This is a genomic window from Pseudomonas sp. GXZC (assembly GCF_026967615.1).
Taxonomy (GTDB): Bacteria; Pseudomonadota; Gammaproteobacteria; order Pseudomonadales; family Pseudomonadaceae; genus Aquipseudomonas; species Aquipseudomonas azotoformans_A.
This window is the reverse complement of record NZ_CP114115.1, coordinates 1209591-1228697: the sequence shown is the minus strand read 5'-3', so window position 1 is coordinate 1228697 and position 19107 is coordinate 1209591. Positions and strand designations below refer to the sequence as shown.

At 61.1% G+C, this 19107-nt stretch carries 17 protein-coding genes; 3 read left to right on the top strand and 14 right to left on the bottom strand.

The window, feature by feature from the left end:
- Nucleotides 1-8: 8 nt before the first annotated feature.
- From OZ428_RS05730 to pmbA, 6 genes are all read right to left on the bottom strand, one after another.
- Nucleotides 9-902, bottom strand: a complete 894-nt coding sequence (locus tag OZ428_RS05730; RefSeq protein ID WP_016976208.1) for a ZIP family metal transporter — start codon at nt 900-902, stop codon at nt 9-11.
- A 33-nt stretch (nt 903-935) separates the two neighbouring features.
- Nucleotides 936-1547, bottom strand: a complete 612-nt coding sequence (locus tag OZ428_RS05725; RefSeq protein WP_269132868.1) for a superoxide dismutase — start codon at nt 1545-1547, stop codon at nt 936-938.
- 1 nt (nt 1548) lies between these two features.
- Nucleotides 1549-1977, bottom strand: coding sequence for a hypothetical protein (locus OZ428_RS05720; RefSeq protein ID WP_133074648.1), 429 nt, complete (start codon nt 1975-1977; stop codon nt 1549-1551).
- Nucleotides 1978-2004: 27 nt separating this feature from the next.
- Nucleotides 2005-3381 (bottom strand): class II fumarate hydratase, encoded by a 1377-nt coding sequence (locus OZ428_RS05715; RefSeq protein WP_269132867.1) that lies wholly within the window; start codon nt 3379-3381, stop codon nt 2005-2007.
- The gene (locus OZ428_RS05710) at nt 3374-3769 is read right to left on the bottom strand and encodes a hypothetical protein (protein WP_033899355.1); all 396 of its coding nucleotides are present in this window, start codon (nt 3767-3769) and stop codon (nt 3374-3376) included. The genes OZ428_RS05715 and OZ428_RS05710 overlap by 8 nt, the downstream gene beginning before the upstream one ends.
- A 150-nt stretch (nt 3770-3919) precedes the next feature.
- On the bottom strand, nt 3920-5266 hold the full coding sequence (pmbA, locus tag OZ428_RS05705; protein ID WP_033899352.1) for a metalloprotease PmbA: 1347 nt from the start codon (nt 5264-5266) through the stop codon (nt 3920-3922).
- A 108-nt stretch (nt 5267-5374) separates the two neighbouring features.
- Here pmbA and yjgA point away from each other — a divergent pair, with 108 nt between their 5' ends.
- Nucleotides 5375-5896, top strand: coding sequence for a ribosome biogenesis factor YjgA (yjgA, locus tag OZ428_RS05700; RefSeq protein WP_033899348.1), 522 nt, complete (start codon nt 5375-5377; stop codon nt 5894-5896).
- A 47-nt stretch (nt 5897-5943) separates the two neighbouring features.
- On the opposite strand, the gene tldD is transcribed toward yjgA, so the two are convergent.
- From tldD to mreB, 8 genes are all read right to left on the bottom strand, one after another.
- Nucleotides 5944-7386 (bottom strand): metalloprotease TldD, encoded by a 1443-nt coding sequence (gene tldD / locus OZ428_RS05695; protein ID WP_269132866.1) that lies wholly within the window; start codon nt 7384-7386, stop codon nt 5944-5946.
- A gap of 16 nt (nt 7387-7402) precedes the next feature.
- Nucleotides 7403-8251, bottom strand: a complete 849-nt coding sequence (locus OZ428_RS05690; RefSeq protein ID WP_269132865.1) for a carbon-nitrogen hydrolase family protein — start codon at nt 8249-8251, stop codon at nt 7403-7405.
- 48 nt (nt 8252-8299) lie between these two features.
- Entirely contained in the window at nt 8300-12115 is a 3816-nt protein-coding gene (locus OZ428_RS05685) for a YhdP family protein (protein WP_269132864.1), read from the bottom strand.
- A gap of 76 nt (nt 12116-12191) precedes the next feature.
- Nucleotides 12192-13649, bottom strand: a complete 1458-nt coding sequence (gene rng, locus OZ428_RS05680) for a ribonuclease G (protein WP_010213134.1) — start codon at nt 13647-13649, stop codon at nt 12192-12194.
- 70 nt (nt 13650-13719) lie between these two features.
- Nucleotides 13720-14316 (bottom strand): Maf family protein, encoded by a 597-nt coding sequence (locus OZ428_RS05675; RefSeq protein WP_269132863.1) that lies wholly within the window; start codon nt 14314-14316, stop codon nt 13720-13722.
- 51 nt (nt 14317-14367) lie between these two features.
- Nucleotides 14368-14856, bottom strand: a complete 489-nt coding sequence (gene mreD, locus OZ428_RS05670) for a rod shape-determining protein MreD (RefSeq protein WP_016976217.1) — start codon at nt 14854-14856, stop codon at nt 14368-14370.
- On the bottom strand, nt 14856-15956 hold the full coding sequence (gene mreC, locus OZ428_RS05665) for a rod shape-determining protein MreC (protein WP_095014712.1): 1101 nt from the start codon (nt 15954-15956) through the stop codon (nt 14856-14858). Before mreC ends, mreD begins: the two co-directional genes overlap by 1 nt.
- Nucleotides 15957-16096: 140 nt before the next feature.
- Entirely contained in the window at nt 16097-17134 is a 1038-nt protein-coding gene (mreB, locus tag OZ428_RS05660; RefSeq protein ID WP_002555108.1) for a rod shape-determining protein MreB, read from the bottom strand.
- Nucleotides 17135-17344: 210 nt separating this feature from the next.
- Between mreB and gatC the strand changes: the two genes are divergently transcribed.
- On the top strand, nt 17345-17632 hold the full coding sequence (gene gatC / locus OZ428_RS05655; RefSeq protein WP_010213142.1) for an Asp-tRNA(Asn)/Glu-tRNA(Gln) amidotransferase subunit GatC: 288 nt from the start codon (nt 17345-17347) through the stop codon (nt 17630-17632).
- Between the two features lie 16 nt (nt 17633-17648).
- Nucleotides 17649-19100, top strand: a complete 1452-nt coding sequence (gatA, locus tag OZ428_RS05650; RefSeq protein WP_061435326.1) for an Asp-tRNA(Asn)/Glu-tRNA(Gln) amidotransferase subunit GatA — start codon at nt 17649-17651, stop codon at nt 19098-19100.
- The last annotated feature ends 7 nt before the right edge of the window (nt 19101-19107 follow it).

Genomic DNA, 19107 nt, shown 5'->3' with positions numbered 1-19107 from the left:
CAACGGCTTCACCCCAACGCAGTATCCATCACCATCATCAAGCAGAACCCGATGCACAGCCCCAGGCTGGCGAGTTTTTCGTGGCCATTGCGTCGCGACTCGGGGATCACTTCGTGAGTCACCACCAACAGCATCGCGCCAGCTGCCAGGGCCAGTCCCAGCGGTAAGAGCACCTCGGCCAGGCTCACCAACCAGGCGCAGAGCACAGCAAATACCGGCTCCACCAGACCTGATGCCGCGCCAATCAGGAACGCCTTGACCCGCGACATCCCCGCCCCGGCCAACACCAACGCAATCACCAACCCTTCGGGCACATCCTGCAAGGCAATGCCCATGGCCAGGCTGTCGGCATCCGGCATGCCACCGCCCGCCGAGACGCCGACCGCCATACCCTCCGGGATGTTGTGGGCGATGATGGCAAACACGAACAGCCAGATACGCGGTGGAATCACCGGCTTTTCCGGCGTGCCCACCAGCATTTCCGGGCTGGCGCCGGAGACCTTGCGGTCCACCAGATACAGCCCGAAAGCACCCAGCATGATGCCAAAACTGATCAAACCACTGGCACCCCAGGGCGAAAGGCCCAGGCCTTCAGCCGCGGCAATGCCCGGCACGATCAGCGAAAACGCTGTCGCCGCCAGCATGACTCCAGCCCCAAACCCCAGCAGCGTATCGCTCAACGCCACCGGCATCCGCCGAATGACCAGCACCGGCACCGCACCGAGCGCCGTGCCGAGTGCGCAGATGGATCCGCCCTGCAGGGCACGCAGAATGCGCGGTTCCAGGTTCAGCCAGGCCAGCCCATGGGCCACCAGCAATGCAGTACCTGCCAACAGCAACAGCGAGCCAAACGCATAACGAAACATTCGCCCGCTGCTGATTGCCAGTGTTTCAGTGCCCATAGTCGGCCTTAGATCTTGTTATGAAGGTGAATATCAGGCCACGGCGGCCTGATAGCGTGCGGCGACTTCTGGCCAGTTAATAACACTGTAGAAGGCATTGATGTATTCCGGGCGACGGTTCTGGTACAGCAGGTAGTAGGCGTGCTCCCACACGTCCAGACCGAGTATCGGCGTGTTGCCGTTCATCAACGGGCTGTCCTGGTTACCGCTGCTTTCCACCACCAGGGTCTTTTGTGGGGTGACGCTCAGCCAGGCCCAGCCGCTGCCGAAACGGGTCAGTGCAGCTTTGGTAAACGCCTCTTTGAAGCTATCAAAACCGCCCAATTGCTCCTCGATGGCTTTGCCCAGTGCGCCTTCGGGCTTGCCACCGCCTTTAGGCGACATCACCGCCCAGAACAGCGAGTGGTTGGCATGCCCACCGCCCTGATTGATCACCGCTGCGCGCAGTTTTTCTGGCAGTTGCTGCACGCTGGAGACCAGCTTCTCGACCGGCCAACCGGCGAACTCGGTGCCCTCGACGGCAGCGTTGAGGTTGTTGATGTAGGTTTGGTGGTGCTTGGTGTAGTGGATTTCCATGGTTTGCGCATCGATATGCGGTTCCAGGGCGTCATAGGCGTAAGGCAATGCAGGCAGGGTGTAAGTCATATCAATGTGCTCCGTAATGAGGAGTGGCGGGTTGCGCCGCAGCGCCACCCAACAAGCGATGGGTACGCGGGTACTCGCCGTGATCGCTGATGAAATTCAATAGCTCAACGTAGGTCTTGCTGCTCTGGCGCAGCGCCGCTTCGCGCAATTGCGGGCTCAGACGCGGGTCCTGCATGGTCTGCAGCAGGCGCTGATGGATAGCGCACAGGTATTCCGCGCTTTCCTCCGGCTGGTTCAGGCGCAGGTGCAGGTCCGCCAGGTTGTGATGGGAAATGACGCAAGCCGCCACTGCTTCGTCGGCATCCGCCCAGCGTTCGAACAACACTTGGGCCAGGGCCAGGGCTTGCAAATAGGCCTCGCGAGCGTCAACCAACTCGCCCGCCATAAAGCAGCGATTGGCCCGTTCGATCGTGCGTTTCCAGTGCTCCATGGTGAGCCTCCAAAGCAGGGTCGGTGATTACACGCCGCCAGCGGTGAGCTTTTCCGGGTCCAGCAGGATCTCCAGTTGGCTGCGCGGCAAGTCCGTGTGTTCAAGGGCGACGTCAATCACCGGACGGCCTTGTTGATAGGCCTTCTTGGCGATTTCAGCAGCCTTTTGGTAACCGATGATCGGGTTGAGTGCGGTCACCAGGATCGGGTTGCGCGACAGCGCTTCCTTGAGCTTGGCTTCGTTGACCTTGAAGCTGGCGATGGCCTTGTCGGCTAGCAAACGGCTGGAATTGGCCAGCAATTCCAGACTGCTGAGCAGGTTCTGCGCGATGATCGGCAGCATCACGTTCAGCTCGAAGTTGCCCGACTGACCGGCGACGGTGATCACTGTGTCATTGCCGATGACCTGTGCGGCAACCATCGCAGTTGCTTCGGGGATCACCGGATTGACCTTGCCGGGCATGATCGAAGAGCCCGGCTGCAAGCCTTCCAGCTCGATTTCACCCAGGCCGGCGAGTGGGCCGGAGTTCATCCAGCGCAGGTCGTTGGCGATTTTCATCAGCGACACGGCGGTGGCTTTCAACTGGCCAGAGACTGCAACGGCCGTGTCCTGGGAGCCGATCAGGGCAAACAGGTTCTTGCCGGGTGTGAATTTCACGCCGGTCAGGCTACTCAACTGCTGGCTGAACCGTGCAGCGAATTCAGGGTGTGCGTTGATTCCGGTGCCGACCGCCGTACCGCCTTGGGCCAGTGCTTGCAGGCTCGGCAGAAGGTCCTGCAGATGACCGATATTGGCCTTGAGCTGCTGAGCCCAACCGTTAAGCACCTGGCTCATGCGCACGGGCATGGCGTCCATCAGGTGCGTGCGGCCGGTCTTGATGAACGGGTGAACCTCTTCGGCTTTCCGCTCGATGACCTGTACCAGGTGCAGCAGGGCCGGGAGAGTTTGCTCATGCAGGACCAGCGCGGCACTGACGTGGATCGTGGTCGGGATGATGTCGTTGCTGCTCTGGCCGCAGTTCACGTGGTCGTTGGGGTTGACCGACTCGCCGAGCAAGCGCGTGGCCAGGGTGGCAATCACTTCGTTGGCGTTCATGTTGGAGCTGGTGCCGGAGCCGGTCTGGAAGATATCCACCGGAAAATGCGGCATGAAGTCGCCTTCCAGCAAACCTTGGGCGGCGTCGATGATGGCCTTGCCCTGCCCTTCACTGATTTGCTTGAGGTCGACGTTGACCTTGGCGGCAGCCGCCTTGGCCAGGATCAGGGCGCGAATGAATTGCGCCGGCATGCGTTGATGACTGATCGGGAAATTGTTCACCGCGCGCTGGGTTTGCGCACCGTACAAGGCCTCGGCAGGTACTTGCAGTTCGCCCATGCTGTCGCGTTCGATACGGGTGTTACTCATCGTTAGATCCTTGCACCAGGTCAGAAACAGAAAGGGAGGGCAGCAATTCGCAGGTCGCCAATCGCCACGCAAAGGACTGCCAGCGCTTGAGGCGGCAGGCGCAGTGGGAGAGTTTTTCCAGGTCGCGCAGCGGGCGCCAAGCCTGGTCCAGGCACAGGGAGCGCCAATGCCAGGGCAGCGCGATGTCGCTGGCGGTATCGAGCAGCAGGCGGAATGAGGTTTCTGCGATCGTCCACGGATGGGTCGCCGTGCAGCACGCCAGGTATCGACCCTCATTGAGGTAATGTTCGATCAGGCGCGGCTCGTTGGGGTCGAGGCCGCAGCGAATCTGGCGACTCATCCAGCGCCAGCTCTCCAAGTAAGGATCCTCATGCAGGACAGAACTCATGATCCACGCTCATCCGGTAATGATATTTATTATTAAATGATATTGAGAATCAAAACAATAGCGGCAGATTGATCCGCTTGCAAAACGCTCACAAAAAAAGGCGCGCCACCTGATGGATGGCGCGCCTTTTTGGCTTACGCGTTAGCGGGATCAGCTGCCGGCGACAGTCATCCGCTCGATCAACACCGAACCTGTGCGAATGTTGCTGCGCAATTCCAGATCATTACCCACGGCGACGATCTGCTTGAACATGTCGCGCATATTGCCGGCGATGGTCACTTCCTGGACGGCAAACTGGATCTCACCATTTTCCACCCAGAAACCCGCCGCGCCGCGGGAGTAATCACCGGTGACCATGTTCAGGCCATGGCCCATCAGCTCAGTCACCAGCAAGCCGCGCCCCATGCGCCGCAGCAGCGCCGCCTGGTCTTCATCGCCGTGGGTGACGAACAGGTTGTGTACACCACCTGAGTTTGCGGTGCTTGGCAGGCCCAGCTTGCGACCGGCGTAGGTGCCCAACACGTAAGACACCAACTCGCCCTTCTCGACGAACGGCTTGGCATAGGTCGCCAAACCATCACCGTCGAACGACGTACTGCCCATGGCGCGCATCAAGTGCGGGCGCTCATCGATAGTCAGCCATTCCGGGAACAGCTTCTGGCCAATCGCCCCCTCCAGGAACGAAGACTTGCGGTACAAGTTGCCACCGGAAATCGCCCCCAGGAAACTGCCAAACAGCCCACCGGCCAGTTCTGCCGAAAACAGCACCGGCACTTCACAGGTCGGTACCGGGCGCGCACCCAGACGGCTCGCCGCACGCTGCGCGGCGCGCTGGCCAATGCTGACCGGGTCCGCCAGCAACTCGCCCTGGCGGTTCACGTCATACCAGTAATCGCGCTGCATCTGGCCATCAGCCTCGGCGATCATCACGCAGCTCAAGCTATGGCGGGTGGACGCATAGCCACCGATAAAGCCATGGCTGTTGCCATACACACGGCAACCTTGATGCGTACTCAACGTGGTGCCATCCGCGTTCTTGATGCGGGCATCGGCGTCGAACGCGGCGGCTTCGCAGATCAGCGCCTTTTCAATGGCCTGTTCGGGGGTGATGTCCCAGGCGTGAAACAGATCGAAGTCCTTCAGGTCTTTGGCCATCAGCGCCTTGTCGGCCAGGCCCGAGCTTTCGTCCTCGGAGGTGTGCTTGGCGATTGCCAACGCAGCCGCCACCGTCTCGCGAATCGCCTCCGGACCGCTGGCCGAGGTACTGGCCGAACCTTTGCGTTGCCCGACATACAAGGTGATACCAAAACCCTGGTCGCGGTTGAACTCAACGGTTTCCACTTCCCGCTGGCGCACCGACGTCGACAGCCCTTGCTCCAGCGACACCGCCACTTCACAGGCACTGGCCCCCTGGCGCTTGGCCTCGGCAAGGATCTGCTCGACTTGTTCCTGCAGTGCCGGTAACGCTTGCGGACCGACGCTTTGGGCTGCACTCATGGTTTTCTCCACTCAAATTCTGCTTTCGGTTAAGGCCATCGAGCGACCGGGCCGGACAAGCGGCCCCCGACTGGTTATCATGGCGGCGTTTCTTTGCGGACTGCCACCATGGTTGATTCTTACGACGACTCCCTCGATGGGGAGAAAAGCAAAACCCAGGTCAAACGTGAGCTGCATGCTCTGGTTGACCTCGGCGAGCGCCTTACAACGCTCAAAAAAGACTTGATTGCAAAACTGCCACTGACCGACGAAATGCGTCGTGCCCTGGCCGATGCGCCCAAGCACACCGCGAATATCGCGCGTAAACGGCACATCTCGTTTATCGGCAAACTCATGCGCGATCAGGACATCGACGCCATTCTGACCTTGCTCGATCAAACCGATGCCTCGACTCGCCAGTACAACGAACGCTTCCATAACCTGGAACGTTGGCGTGACCGCCTGATCTCGGGCGATGACGCGGTGCTGGAGAAATTCGTGGTGGACTATCCGGACGCGGACCGCCAGCAACTGCGCTCCCTGATCCGTCAGGCCCAGCACGAACTGGCGCATAACAAGGCGCCGGCCACCAGCCGTAAAATCTTCAAGTACATCCGTGAGCTGGACGAGACTCAACGCGGCCTGCGTTGACCCTCTTCCCCGGGTGGCGGTTTTCGCCACCCGAAGCTCCACCTTTCTTACGACCCCGTACCACCCACGGTGATCGCATCAATCTTCAGCGTTGGCTGGCCGACACCCACCGGTACCGACTGCCCGTCTTTCCCACAGGTGCCCACGCCGCTGTCCAGCGACAGGTCGTTACCGACCATCGACACCTTGCTCATGGCTTCCGGACCGTTACCGATCAACGTTGCACCTTTGACCGGCGCGGTGATCTTGCCGTCTTCGATCAGGTACGCCTCGCTGGTGGAGAACACGAACTTGCCGCTGGTGATATCCACCTGGCCACCACCGAGGTTGGCACAGTAGATACCGCGCTTCACCGAAGCGATGATCTCGGCCGGGTCGCTTTCGCCACCGAGCATGTAGGTGTTGGTCATGCGCGGCATCGGCAGGTGCGCATAGGATTCACGGCGGCCGTTACCGGTGCGCGCCACGCCCATCAGGCGAGCGTTGAGCTTGTCTTGCATGTAGCCCTTGAGCACGCCGTTTTCAATCAAGGTGGTGCACTCGGTCGGGGTGCCTTCGTCATCGACGCTCAGCGAGCCCCGGCGACCGGCCAGAGTGCCGTCATCAACGATGGTGCAGAGTTTGGACGCAACCATTTCACCCATGCGCCCGCTGTAGGCCGAACTGCCCTTACGGTTGAAGTCACCTTCCAGGCCATGGCCGACCGCTTCGTGCAGCAGCACGCCGGACCAGCCCGAACCCAACACCACCGGTAAAGTGCCGGCCGGCGCTGGAATGGCTTCCAGATTGACCAGCGCCTGGCGCAACGCTTCACGGGCGTAACCCATGGCACGGTCGTCGGCGAGGAAATAACGGTAGTCGGTACGCCCGCCGCCGCCATGACCACCGCGCTCGCGGCGACCGTTCTGTTCGACGATCACGCTGACGTTGAAGCGCACCAGCGGCCGCACATCCGCCGCCAGGCCGCCATCGGTGGACGCCACCAAAATGCGCTCCCACACACCGGCCATGCTCACTGTGACCTGCTGGATACGCGGGTCCAGCGCACGGGTGGCGGCGTCGATGCGCTTGAGCAGCTCGACCTTTTCGGCCCGGCTGATCACTTCCAGAGGGTTATTCGGCGCGTACAACTGCGCCACGTCCTGGGTGCTGAACGCCTGCACCGTGCCATTTTGCCCGGCCCGGGAGATCGAGCGCGCGGCACGCGCCGCCAGGCCCAAGGCCTCCAGGGTGATCGCGTTGCTGTAGGCAAAACCGGTTTTTTCACCGGACTGTGCACGCACGCCCACTCCCTGGTCGAGGTTGAAACTGCCTTCCTTGACGATGCCGTCTTCCAGGGCCCAGGACTCGGAAATCTGCCCCTGGAAATACAGGTCGGCCGCGTCAATGCCCGGCCCGGCCAGATCGCCAAGTACGGTTTGCAAACTTTCGATGGTCACGCCACCGGGTGCCAGGAGGTGTTCACTGACTGAGGACAACAACTCGCTCATAGGTATGGCCTTAAATTCATCGTTCCGAAGCAGGTCGCTGTGCGCCCTGCGAGAAAAAGCGCCGATGGTTGACCACCGGCATGCGCGTCCGTATCGACGCTTGTTCAGTGCTATCGCGTGCGGCCAGCAACACCGCTTCGCCTTGATCCTGTTGTGCCAGCACCCGCCCCCAGGGGTCGACAATCGCCGCATGACCATAGGTTTCCCGTGGTCCCGGATGCACACCGCCTTGAGCGGCCGCCAGCAGGTAGCACTGGGTCTCGATGGCGCGTGCGCGAATCAGCACATCCCAGTGCGCCGCGCCGGTCACCGCCGTATAGGCCGACGGCGCGGTAATCAATTCAGCCCCTGCCGCGCGCAACTCGCTGTACAGCTCAGGGAAGCGCAAGTCGTAACACACCGTCAGGCCCAAGCGGCCGACGGGCGTGTCCGCCACCACCACATTGCCTCCGAAAGCATAGTCGTCGGATTCGCGATAACGACCACGGGCATCGGCGACATCCACATCGAACAGGTGCAACTTGTCGTAACGGGCCACGATTTCACCCTGATCATCGACCAGCAACGAGCAGGCATTGGACTTGGCGTTTGGCTGGTCCTTTGGCGGCAGCGGCAAAGTGCCTGCCACTATCCATAAGGTGAGGTCGCGGGCGGTCTGTTTCAACCACGGCAGGATCGGGCCTTCGCCCAGTGCTTCGGCGCGACCGATGTCGGCCACGTCGCGGCGGCCCATGGCGGCGAAGTTTTCCGGCAATACCGCCAGCTTCGCACCACCCGCCGCCGCTTGCTCCAGCAGGCGCCGGGCCTGGGCCAGGTTGGCCAGCACATCGCTCTGGCTGACCATTTGAATTACCGCAAAGGACATGGGCCGTCTCTCCGTCAAGGGCATGCGGCCATGCTACTCCACAGGCCCTCAGTTTGGCTTTTCAAATGGCTTGTCGAAGGTGATTTTCGGGTCCTTCCACGGGCCTTCCACCTTGTATTGCACACTGGCGAAGCGCGCAACACGGTCACCAATCAGCTTGTCGATCAGGAACAATGCGCCGCCAATGGCGGGCGCCCCCACGATCAGCGCAGCGATCGGCAGGTTATTGGTCACCGGTAAGGTGACCAACAGCTTGGCGTCGACACGGTCTGCGACCAGGTCCAGGGTGCCGTTGAGTTCCAGGTTCGTCGAAGGCCCGGTCATGGTGATCGGCTCACGGGTCACGAACACGCCGTTGCTCGCCGCCAGCAACCCTTTGACCCGGTCATAGCTCAAGCCCTTGCCGAGCAAGTCCGAAAAGTCCAGGCGCAGACGGCGCCCAATGGAGTTGAAGTTCAGCAGGCCAAACACCCGCAGCGCCTGGGCGCCACCTTCCACTTCGACGAACTGGCCATTGCGGAACGCTGCATCCAGGCTGCCGGAAAAACGCTTGGGCCCGACATAGGCCGGCGAACCGGGCCAGCGACCATCGACATCCAGGTGAAAATCCTGGCTGGTGACAGTGGGCGCATAACCCCAACCCTTGAGTACATCACCGATATTCTTGCCATCCAGGCGACCCTTGTACCAACTACTGCTGTCGACTGCCGTACCTTCCCAACCGCCCGCGCCCTTGAGCTGCATGCCCTTGAGGCCGAGGTCCAGGTTATTGAAGGCCAGGCCTTTGGCTGTCGGGCGGATTTTCAGCGACCAGGCGCCTATCAGATCCGGTCCTTGGAACAATTGATCAATGGCGATATCCAGCGCCGGAATGTCCTTGGGGTCGATGCCCGCCAAGGGGTCCGGCGCGTTTTCGTCAGCCTGCACCGTAGGATCCACCGCCGGCAGCTTCACATATTGCAGGTTGACCGCAATCGGTGCGCCCTTGGCGTCCGGCAGGTTGACCGTGCCCTTGGCCTGCTGACTGCCGAGTTGCAGGCCCCACGCCGCAGGCTTGCGGTCCAGCTGTAGATTGACCTGATCAAACTGGGTGCCAAAACCGGTCAGCTTGCCCACTTTGAAGTCAGCGCCGCTGAGCAACTGCTTGGCGCTGCCGCCCGGATCGTTGCCCGCGTAGCGGTCTACCAGCTTCTTCCACGGATCGATATCGAGTTCAGACAGCACGCCGCGAATGCGCAAGCCCTTCGCCCCAGGCAACACGGCATCGCCATCACCCAGGAAAAGCTCACCGCGCCCTTCATTGAATTTGTCCGGCGGCGCCGCAAAGGTGAAGTTGGCCAACTCGCCATAGTCGAACCAATAACGACGCTCGGCGCCCTGCAAGGTCATGCGGAACACACTGTCACGCCCCTGGCTGGCGGGCATGCCGAACGGTGCCGGCAGGTCCACGGCAACGCCTTTCAGGTTGGAGTTGACCATCAGTTGGCTATCGGCGCCGTCGAGGGTCAGTTGCAACTGGTAGGGAATATCGCCGGACACCGGCAACGGCTGGCTGATTTTCAACCAGTCCGTCAGCCGCTTGACCGTCACCTGGCCCTTGGCAGTCAGACGCGTGCTGATATTGCCCGGCTTGCCATCGGCAACGATCTGCGCCGTGATCGGCCGGTCAAACGCCTGGGCCGTGATGTTCTGGCCACTGAGGCCTTTGGCGCTGTCGAAGCGGAAATCGCCTTTGAGCTGGGTCAGGTCCAGGGTCGGCTCGGCCAATTGCAGGCGTGCCTTGTCCGTCTTGAAGTCCACCACAATCTTCGGCTCGGTGCCCTTGGCCAATGGAACATCCAGATCAAGACTGCCCTGCAGGTCGCCCTCGCCCTTCCAGCCGGCAAAGGTCGATGCGGTGCCGATCGGCGCTTCCTGGAGGATTTTCAAACCATCGCCCAAACCACCGGCAAACCCGCCGGTCAGTAACAGATGACTGTCCTTGCCCTCCGGCGCGTGGGGGATATTGACGTAGACGTCCTTGACCTTGGTGTCGAGCAACTGGCCCTTGCTGGCCAGGATGCGCACACCGCTCTCCTCGACAAACACTTCGCCATTGACCTTGCTCACATGCGGCCAGCCCGGCTGGAACGCCAGTTCGGCGTCATGCACCTTGAAGAACAGACTGATATTGCGCGAGGCCGGCAGTGCGTCGTGGTTCAGCGAACCCTGGTACTGGAAGAAGCCCTGGTCCACCGCGCCCTTGAGAATCGCCGTGCGCAGCCACTCATCCAACGCCGGGCTTAACACCGCCGGCAGGTATTTGGGGGTGAATCGCCCATCGCCATCGACCATGCCGACCCGTAGGTCCATATAGTCTTCCTGGTTGTGGTCAAAGTGCAGGCGAATCAAGAAATCCGCAGCGACTTTGCCCTCCTCACCCAACACCTTGATGTAGGGCGCGATCAGGGTGAAGCCTTCCTTGTCGAGCTTCCATGTCAGGCGTGCGTTGGCCTGGATGTACTGCCACGGCTTGGCAAAGATGGGGTCGAGGTGCAGGGAAAAGTCCTTGCTGTCCATGCGCAACTCGCCGTGCCCCAGGTCACCACTGATGCTGCCGGACACGTTGCGCGCGGCCGGTGCGCCAAAGTAGGCATCAAAACCGATGCGCTCGAGGTTGGCGGCGAAGCTGACTTTTTGATCGGTGGTGTCTTGAGGGCGAAAATCCACCAGCACATTACGCAGCAGGCCCGTGGCCTTGAGGTGCTGAATGGTCTTGGCGAAACCCTCCGGCAGTGGCGCCAGGGCATTGAGCAGCGGCGTGATCGGCGTGAGGTCCAGGCGGTCGGCCTGGAGCTTCCAGACTTCCTGATCCTTGTCGGTGGCCAGGGTTTGCTGAAGTTGCAGGCGCGACTCCCAGCGCGTTTCCCCCAGGTTCATCGCCAGCGAATCGAACAGCACCTTGAGACCGGTTTCGCTGCGTTGCAGGTAAGCAGTGAGCGCCAGGTTCTCGATATGCACAGGTTTGCGATCGGCGTAGCTGCCTTTTACCTGCGGCGAGTTGAGGCGCACTACTGCGCTCTGCACAGTACCTTTGGCCCAGGTCAGCCAGAATTCACCGCCAGCCTTGAATTGGCTGAGCTTCCATTGCTGAGTCAGCTTGGCCGGAATCCACTTGGCCCAGTCGCTTTGCGGCAGGCTCAGGTAAGCCTGGACCTCGCCGTCCTTCCACTGGCTGGCGCGGATACGCGTGCGCAGGCTCACCGCCAAGGGCTGGCCGTCGGGCAGGGTCAGGCGCGCATCCAGGCGTTGGCGGGTGACGCCGGTGTGCAGGCTCAGGCCGACATACGTCAGGGTCACAGGCGCCTGGTCAAACGGCTGCAAGGTCACTTGGCTGTCGAGCAGCGACACGCGCTTGACCTTTTGCATGTTCTTGAGCAATTGCTCAGGGTCGACGGGTTGGTCGTCCTGCACCGGCAGGCCTTGCAACGCCCATTTGCCGTCCTTGTCTTCCTTGACGCTGAGCTGCAAGCCACTGACCTGCAGATGAGCAATACGCACTTCGCGGGCCATCAGGCTGGCCCACATGTCCGGCACCACTTCGACCTGGTCCAGGCGCAAGGCACTGCTGCCCTCGCCTACCATCACATCATGGGCCCGCACTACCGGCGCGAAGCCGCTCCAGCGGCCCTCAAGACTGCCAATGTGCAACGGCATGTCCACCGCAGCCTGTGCCTTGGCTTCAATCTCCGCACGGTACTCGGCCACCAGTGGCGTCAACTCTCGACCCAGGCTCACATACACTGCTGCTAATACCAGCAGCAAGGCACAGAGGCCCAGGCCCCAACGGGTCAAAGCGGCAAAAAAGCGTATCAGACGCTCCATGTCAGGCGACCCTCAAGGCAGTAGTCGGACGGCAGATCAGGGCCTGCCTGTCTCATAAAAGGTAAGCGAATGGGGATCAGAGCAGCACCACGTCGTATTGTTCCTGGGAATACATGGTTTCGACCTGGAAGCGTATCGTGCGTCCGATAAACCCCTCCAGTTCGGCAACGTTACCGGATTCTTCGTCCAGCAGCCGGTCGACCACTTTCTGGTTGGCGAGCACTCTGTAACCCTCGGCCTGGTAGGCTCGCGCCTCCCGCAGGATTTCGCGGAAAATCTCGTAGCAAACGGTTTCCGGGGTCTTCAATTTACCGCGGCCCTGGCAACTGCTGCACGGCTCGCACAGCACCTGTTCCAGGCTTTCGCGGGTGCGCTTGCGGGTCATCTGCACCAGGCCCAACTCGGTGATGCCAATGATGTTGGTCTTGGCGTGGTCGCGCTCCAGCTGTTTCTCCAGGGTACGCAGCACCTGGCGCTGGTGTTCTTCATCTTCCATGTCGATGAAGTCGATGATGATGATGCCGCCCAGGTTACGCAGGCGCAGTTGGCGCGCGATCGCGGTGGCCGCTTCGAGGTTGGTCTTGAAGATGGTTTCTTCGAGGTTGCGATGGCCGACGAACGCGCCGGTGTTGACGTCGATGGTGGTCATGGCTTCCGCCGGGTCCACTACCAGGTACCCGCCGGATTTGAGCGGCACTTTGCGTTCCAGGGCTTTCTGGATTTCGTCTTCAACGCCATACAGGTCGAAGATCGGTCGCTCGCCGGGATAGTGCTCCAGACGGTCGGCAATTTCCGGCATCAGCTCGGCAACAAACTGCGTGGTGCGCTGGAAGGTTTCCCGCGAGTCGATGCGAATTTTCTCAATTTTCGGGCTGACCAGGTCGCGCAGGGTACGCAGGGCGAGGCCGAGGTCTTCATAGATCACGCTGGGCGCGCCAATGGTCTTGATCTGGGCGCCGATCTGGTCCCACAGGCGCCGTAGGTAGCGGATGTCCATGAGGATCTCATCGGCGCCGGCGCCTTCAGCGGCAGTGCGCAGGATAAAACCGCCCGCCTCCTTGATACCTTCGGCCGCCACGCAGTCGCTGACCACCTTTTTCAGGCGCTCGCGCTCGGCTTCGTCTTCGATCTTCAGGGAAATGCCAACATGGGCAGTGCGTGGCATGTACACCAGGTAACGCGACGGAATCGACAGTTGCGTGGTCAGGCGCGCGCCTTTGGAGCCGATGGGGTCCTTGGTGACTTGCACCACCAGGCTCTGCCCTTCGTGTACCAGGGCGCTGATGCTTTCTACCGCTGGCCCTTCGCGCAGGGAAATTTCCGAAGCATGGATAAACGCGGCACGGTCCAGGCCGATGTCGACGAAGGCCGCCTGCATGCCTGGCAAAACCCGCACCACCTTGCCTTTGTAGATATTGCCGACGATCCCGCGCTTCTGGGTGCGCTCCACGTGCACTTCTTGCAGAACACCGTTCTCTACCACCGCCACGCGCGATTCCATCGGCGTGATATTGATCAGAATCTCTTCACTCATGGCTGGGTCTCGTTCAGGCGTTTTCACAATAGTGACCGATCGCTTAAGGCTGGGCGCTGGAGTACGGCGTTCAGCGCACGGTAAGGTTTTGCCAACAGGGTATGCCGAATTGGCCGAGCAGTTGCGCGGTTTCGCACACCGGCAGGCCTACCACGGCGGAATAACTGCCATTGAGCCCTGCGACGAACACCGAGCCCAACCCTTGGATAGCATAGCCGCCCGCTTTGTCCTGGGGCTCGCCACTGTGCCAGTAGGTGGTTGCTTCCTCGACGGAAATCTCGCGAAACCGTACACGACTGCTTACACAAACAGTCTCGCAGCGCTGGCCATCGGTGAGGGCAATGGCGGTGAGCACTTCATGCTCACGCCCCGCCAGCGCCATCAACATGGCCAGGGCATCGGCCTGATCGACGGGCTTACCGAGGATTTTTCCATCGACGATTACGGCGGTATCGGCACCCAACACACAGGCGTCGGAGGTGTTTTCGAGCACAGCCAAACCCGCCGTCGCCTTGCCACGCGCAAGGCGCTCGACGTAGGAAATGGCGGATTCGTTTGTAAGAGGAGTTTCATCGATAGCGGCACTGACCACGGTGAAAGGCACACCGATCTGGGTCAGCAGTTCACGCCGCCTCGGGGAGCCCGAGGCCAGGTAAAGCGAATTCATTGCAGACTCTCCCTGTAGGGTTCGATAACCAGGCAGAGCCTCGCAATCCATTCAATTGATTTTATAGCGACGACGCAATCCACGCAGACCGAAGCTGATCCATGGCCACAGCAAGGCACTGACCAGCGCCGGCAATACCAGCGCCAGGGTTGGCTGGCGGTTACCGGTCAACGCACTCAGCCATAGCTGAACCAACTGCGCCAGGCCGAAGATCACCAGGATCACCAGGCATTGCTGCCACATCGGGAACATGCGCAGGCGTTGTTGCAACGACAGCACCAGGAAGGTGATCAGCGTCAGGATCAACGCGTTCTGACCCAGCAAGGTGCCATAGAGCACATCTTCCGCCAAGCCCAGGAACATCGCCGTGACCATGCCGACTTTGTGCGGCAGGTTCAACGACCAGAACGCCAGCAACAGTGCCAGCCAGAGCGGGCGCAGGATTTCCATGAACTGCGGCAAGGGCGAAACGCTCAGCAGCATACCGATAGCAAAGGTGAGCCAGACGATCCAGCCGTTGCGCGAATGAGTACTGGCCATTATTCCTCCCTCTGCCGCGTGGTTGCCGGGGCAGTTGCCGGAGGCTTGGCAGCCGGGGTCGCGGCCGGTGGTTTAGTCACGGTTGGCTTGGCGGGGCGCGTGTTGTGAGCGGCCGGCTTGACCGGGGTGGCGACGGGCGCTGCCGGAGCCGCCGTCGGTGCAGGCGGCCCGACGAATGCCGGCTTGGGCACAGTCGCCGGAACAATCGGCGCTGTACCGTTTTGCTTGTCTTCCGCTTCCTGGGCCTGCGCGGCGTCGTTGGCGCGCTCTTCCGGCGTACGGTTGTCGCTGAACACCAGCAGCAGGTAGCGGCTGCGGTTCAACGCAGCCGTCGGCACGGCACGCACAATGGCGAACGGCTGACCGGAATCGTGGATCACTTCCTTCACCGTCGCCACCGGGTAACCCGCCGGAAAACGCTGACCCAGGCCGGAGCTGACCAGCAGGTCGCCTTCCTTGATGTCAGCGGTGTCCGCCACGTGGCGCAATTCCAGGCGCTCCGGGTTACCGGTACCGCTGGCAATCGCACGCAGGCCGTTACGGTTCACCTGCACCGGAATGCTGTGGGTGGTGTCCGTCAGCAACAACACCCGCGAGGTGTAGGGCATCAGCTCAACCACCTGGCCCATCAGGCCACGGGCGTCGAGCACCGGCTGGCCCAGGACCACACCGTCGCGCTCACCCTTGTTGATGATGATGCGATGGGTGAAGGGGTTGGGGTCCATGCCGATCAACTCGGCCACTTCGACCTTTTCATTGACCAGCGCGGAAGAATTGAGCAACTCGCGCAGCCGAACGTTCTGCTCGGTGAGGGCCGCGAGCTTTTGCATGCGCCCCTGCAACAGCAGGTTTTCGGTCTTGAGTTTTTCGTTTTCGGCGACCAGTTCGGTGCGGCTGCCAAATTGGCTGGCCACGCCCTGGTACAGACGTTGCGGCAGGTCGGTGATCCAGTATGTCTGCATCAACACCAGCGACATCTGGCTGCGCACGGGCTTGAGCAGTGCAAAGCGGGCATCGACCACCATCAGCGCGACCGAAAGCACGACCAGCACCAACAGGCGCACGCCCAATGAGGGGCCTTTGGCGAAAAGCGGTTTAATAAGCCGCTCCTCCCAGGCAAATGTTCTCTTTATTCATACGGCATCTAACCGGCCTGGATGCAGATTGAAGAAGATAAACGCCAACAGGCAGCACTGCAAAGTGCTGCCTGCGGGCGAAACATGGGCTAACCAGCAATGACTTATTCGCTGGAAAGCAGGTCCATGGTGTGTTTATCCATCATTTCCAGTGCACGACCACCGCCACGGGCAACGCAGGTCAGCGGGTCTTCGGCGACGATCACCGGCAGGCCAGTCTCTTGGGCCAGCAGCTTGTCGAGGTCGCGCAGCAAGGCGCCACCACCGGTCAGCACCAGGCCACGCTCGGCGATGTCGGAAGCCAGTTCCGGCGGCGATTGCTCCAGGGCGCTTTTCACCGCCTGAACGATGGTTGCCAGGGACTCTTGCAGAGCTTCCAGCACTTCATTGGAGTTCAGCGTGAAGGCACGTGGAACGCCTTCGGCCAGGTTGCGACCGCGCACGTCAACTTCGCGCACTTCGCCGCCTGGGTAGGCGGTGCCGATTTCCTGCTTGATGCGCTCAGCGGTGGATTCACCGATCAGGCTGCCGTAGTTACGACGCACATAGGTGATGATCGCTTCGTCGAAGCGGTCGCCGCCGACGCGGACGGATTCGGCATACACCACGCCGTTCAGGGAGATCAGGGCGATTTCAGTGGTACCACCACCGATATCCACCACCATCGAGCCGCGTGCTTCTTCAACCGGCAGGCCGGCACCGATCGCAGCCGCCATTGGCTCTTCGATCAGGAACACTTCACGGGCACCGGCACCAAGGGCCGATTCACGGATGGCACGACGCTCAACCTGGGTGGACTTGCACGGAACGCAGATCAGCACACGAGGGCTGGGCTGCAGGAAACTGTTTTCGTGAACCTTGTTGATGAAGTACTGCAGCATCTTCTCGCAGACGCTGAAGTCGGCGATCACGCCGTCTTTCATCGGACGGATAGCGGCAATATTGCCCGGTGTACGGCCGAGCATGCGCTTGGCCTCGGTGCCGACGGCAACGACACTTTTCTGGTTACCGTGCGTCCGAATAGCCACAACCGATGGCTCATTCAGGACGATACCGCGCTCGCGCACGTAAATAAGGGTGTTGGCAGTGCCCAGGTCAATGGAAAGATCGCTGGAAAACATGCCACGCAGTTTCTTGAACATGGGAAAGGGACCCTAGGCAACGCGTGGGTAAAAAAGTGCGGCAAACTCTAACAACGACAGGGATTTTGGGCAAGGCGCCAATGTGCTAAATTGGCCGACTTTCTGTGCACCTAACCCCACAATCGCGGCCGTAAGACCGTAGAAATGCGGTAGTGTTCCGACAATCTAACACACGGACAGCCTCCGTTCTGTTTTCCACTGGAGATTCCCATGACGCTTGAACGCTCCGACGTGGAAAAAATCGCGCACCTGGCCTCGCTGGGCCTTAATGATGCCGATCTTCCACAGACCACCGCAGCCCTGAACAGCATTCTCGGGCTGGTCGACCAAATGCAGGCCGTGAATACCGACGGTATCGAGCCCCTGGCTCACCCGCTGGAAGCCAGCCAGCGCCTGCGCGCAGACGTCGTGACCGAGAGTAATAATCGCGAGGCCTACCAGTCCATCGCGCCAGCGGTCGAAAACGGCCTGTACCTGGTTCCGAAAGTCATCGACTAAAGGGAAAGAGCCTGCAATGCATCACATGACTCTGGCCGAGATCGCCCGCGGTCTCGCCGACAAAAAGTTTTCTTCCGAAGAGCTGACCAAGACCCTGCTGGCGCGCATCGCCGAGCTGGATCCTGCGGTCAACAGCTTCATCAGCCTCACCGAAGAACTGGCCCTGAGCCAGGCCAAGGCTGCCGACGCACGTCGCGCCAACGGTGAAAATGGCGCGCTGCTGGGCGCTCCAATCGCCCACAAAGACCTGTTCTGCACCCAGGGCATTCGCACCAGTTGCGGCTCGAAGATGCTCGACAACTTTAAAGCACCCTACGACGCCACCGTGGTGTCCAAGCTGGCTGCCGCCGGGGCCGTGACCCTGGGCAAGACCAACATGGACGAATTCGCCATGGGTTCGGCCAACGAGTCGAGCTACTACGGCGCGGTGAAAAACCCGTGGAACCTGGAGCACGTGCCCGGCGGCTCGTCGGGTGGTTCGGCGGCCGCGGTTGCCGCGCGCTTCCTGCCGGCGGCTACGGCCACCGACACGGGCGGTTCGATCCGCCAGCCTGCGGCCTTCACTAACCTCACCGGTTTGAAGCCGACCTACGGTCGCGTTTCCCGTTGGGGCATGATCGCCTACGCCTCCAGCCTCGATCAGGGTGGCCCTTTGGCGCGCACAGCCGAAGACTGCGCAATTTTGTTACAAGGCATGGCAGGCTTCGATAAACAGGACTCCACCAGCATCGATGAGCCAGTGCCGGACTACAGTGCCAGCCTGAACACCTCGCTCAAGGGCCTGCGCATCGGCGTGCCGAAGGAATACTTCAGCGCCGGTCTCGACCCGCGCATTGCTGAGCTGGTGCACAACAGCGTCAAGACGCTGGAAAGCCTGGGTGCCGTGATCAAGGAAATCAGCCTGCCGAACAACCAGCACGCGATTCCTGCGTACTACGTGATCGCACCGGCAGAAGCCTCCTCGAACCTGTCGCGTTTCGACGGCGTGCGTTTCGGCTACCGCTGCGAAAACCCGAAAGACCTCACCGACCTTTATAAGCGCTCCCGTGGCGAAGGCTTCGGTGCCGAAGTCCAACGCCGCATCATGGTCGGTGCCTACGCCCTGTCGGCCGGCTACTACGACGCGTACTACCTCAAGGCGCAAAAAATCCGTCGCCTGGTGAAGAACGACTTCATGGCCGCTTTTGAGCAAGTCGACGTGATCCTCGGCCCAACCACGCCGAACCCGGCCTGGAAGCTCGGCGCCAAGAACGGCGACCCGGTGGCTGCGTACCTCGAAGACCTGTACACCATCACCGCCAACCTCGCGGGCCTGCCTGGCTTGTCCATGCCAGCCGGTTTCGTCGATGGCCTGCCGGTCGGCGTGCAATTGCTCGCCCCGTATTTCCAGGAAGGCCGCCTGCTCAATGTGGCGCACCAGTACCAGTTGAACACCGACTGGCACACTCGCACCCCTACCGGCTTCTGAGGAGAAC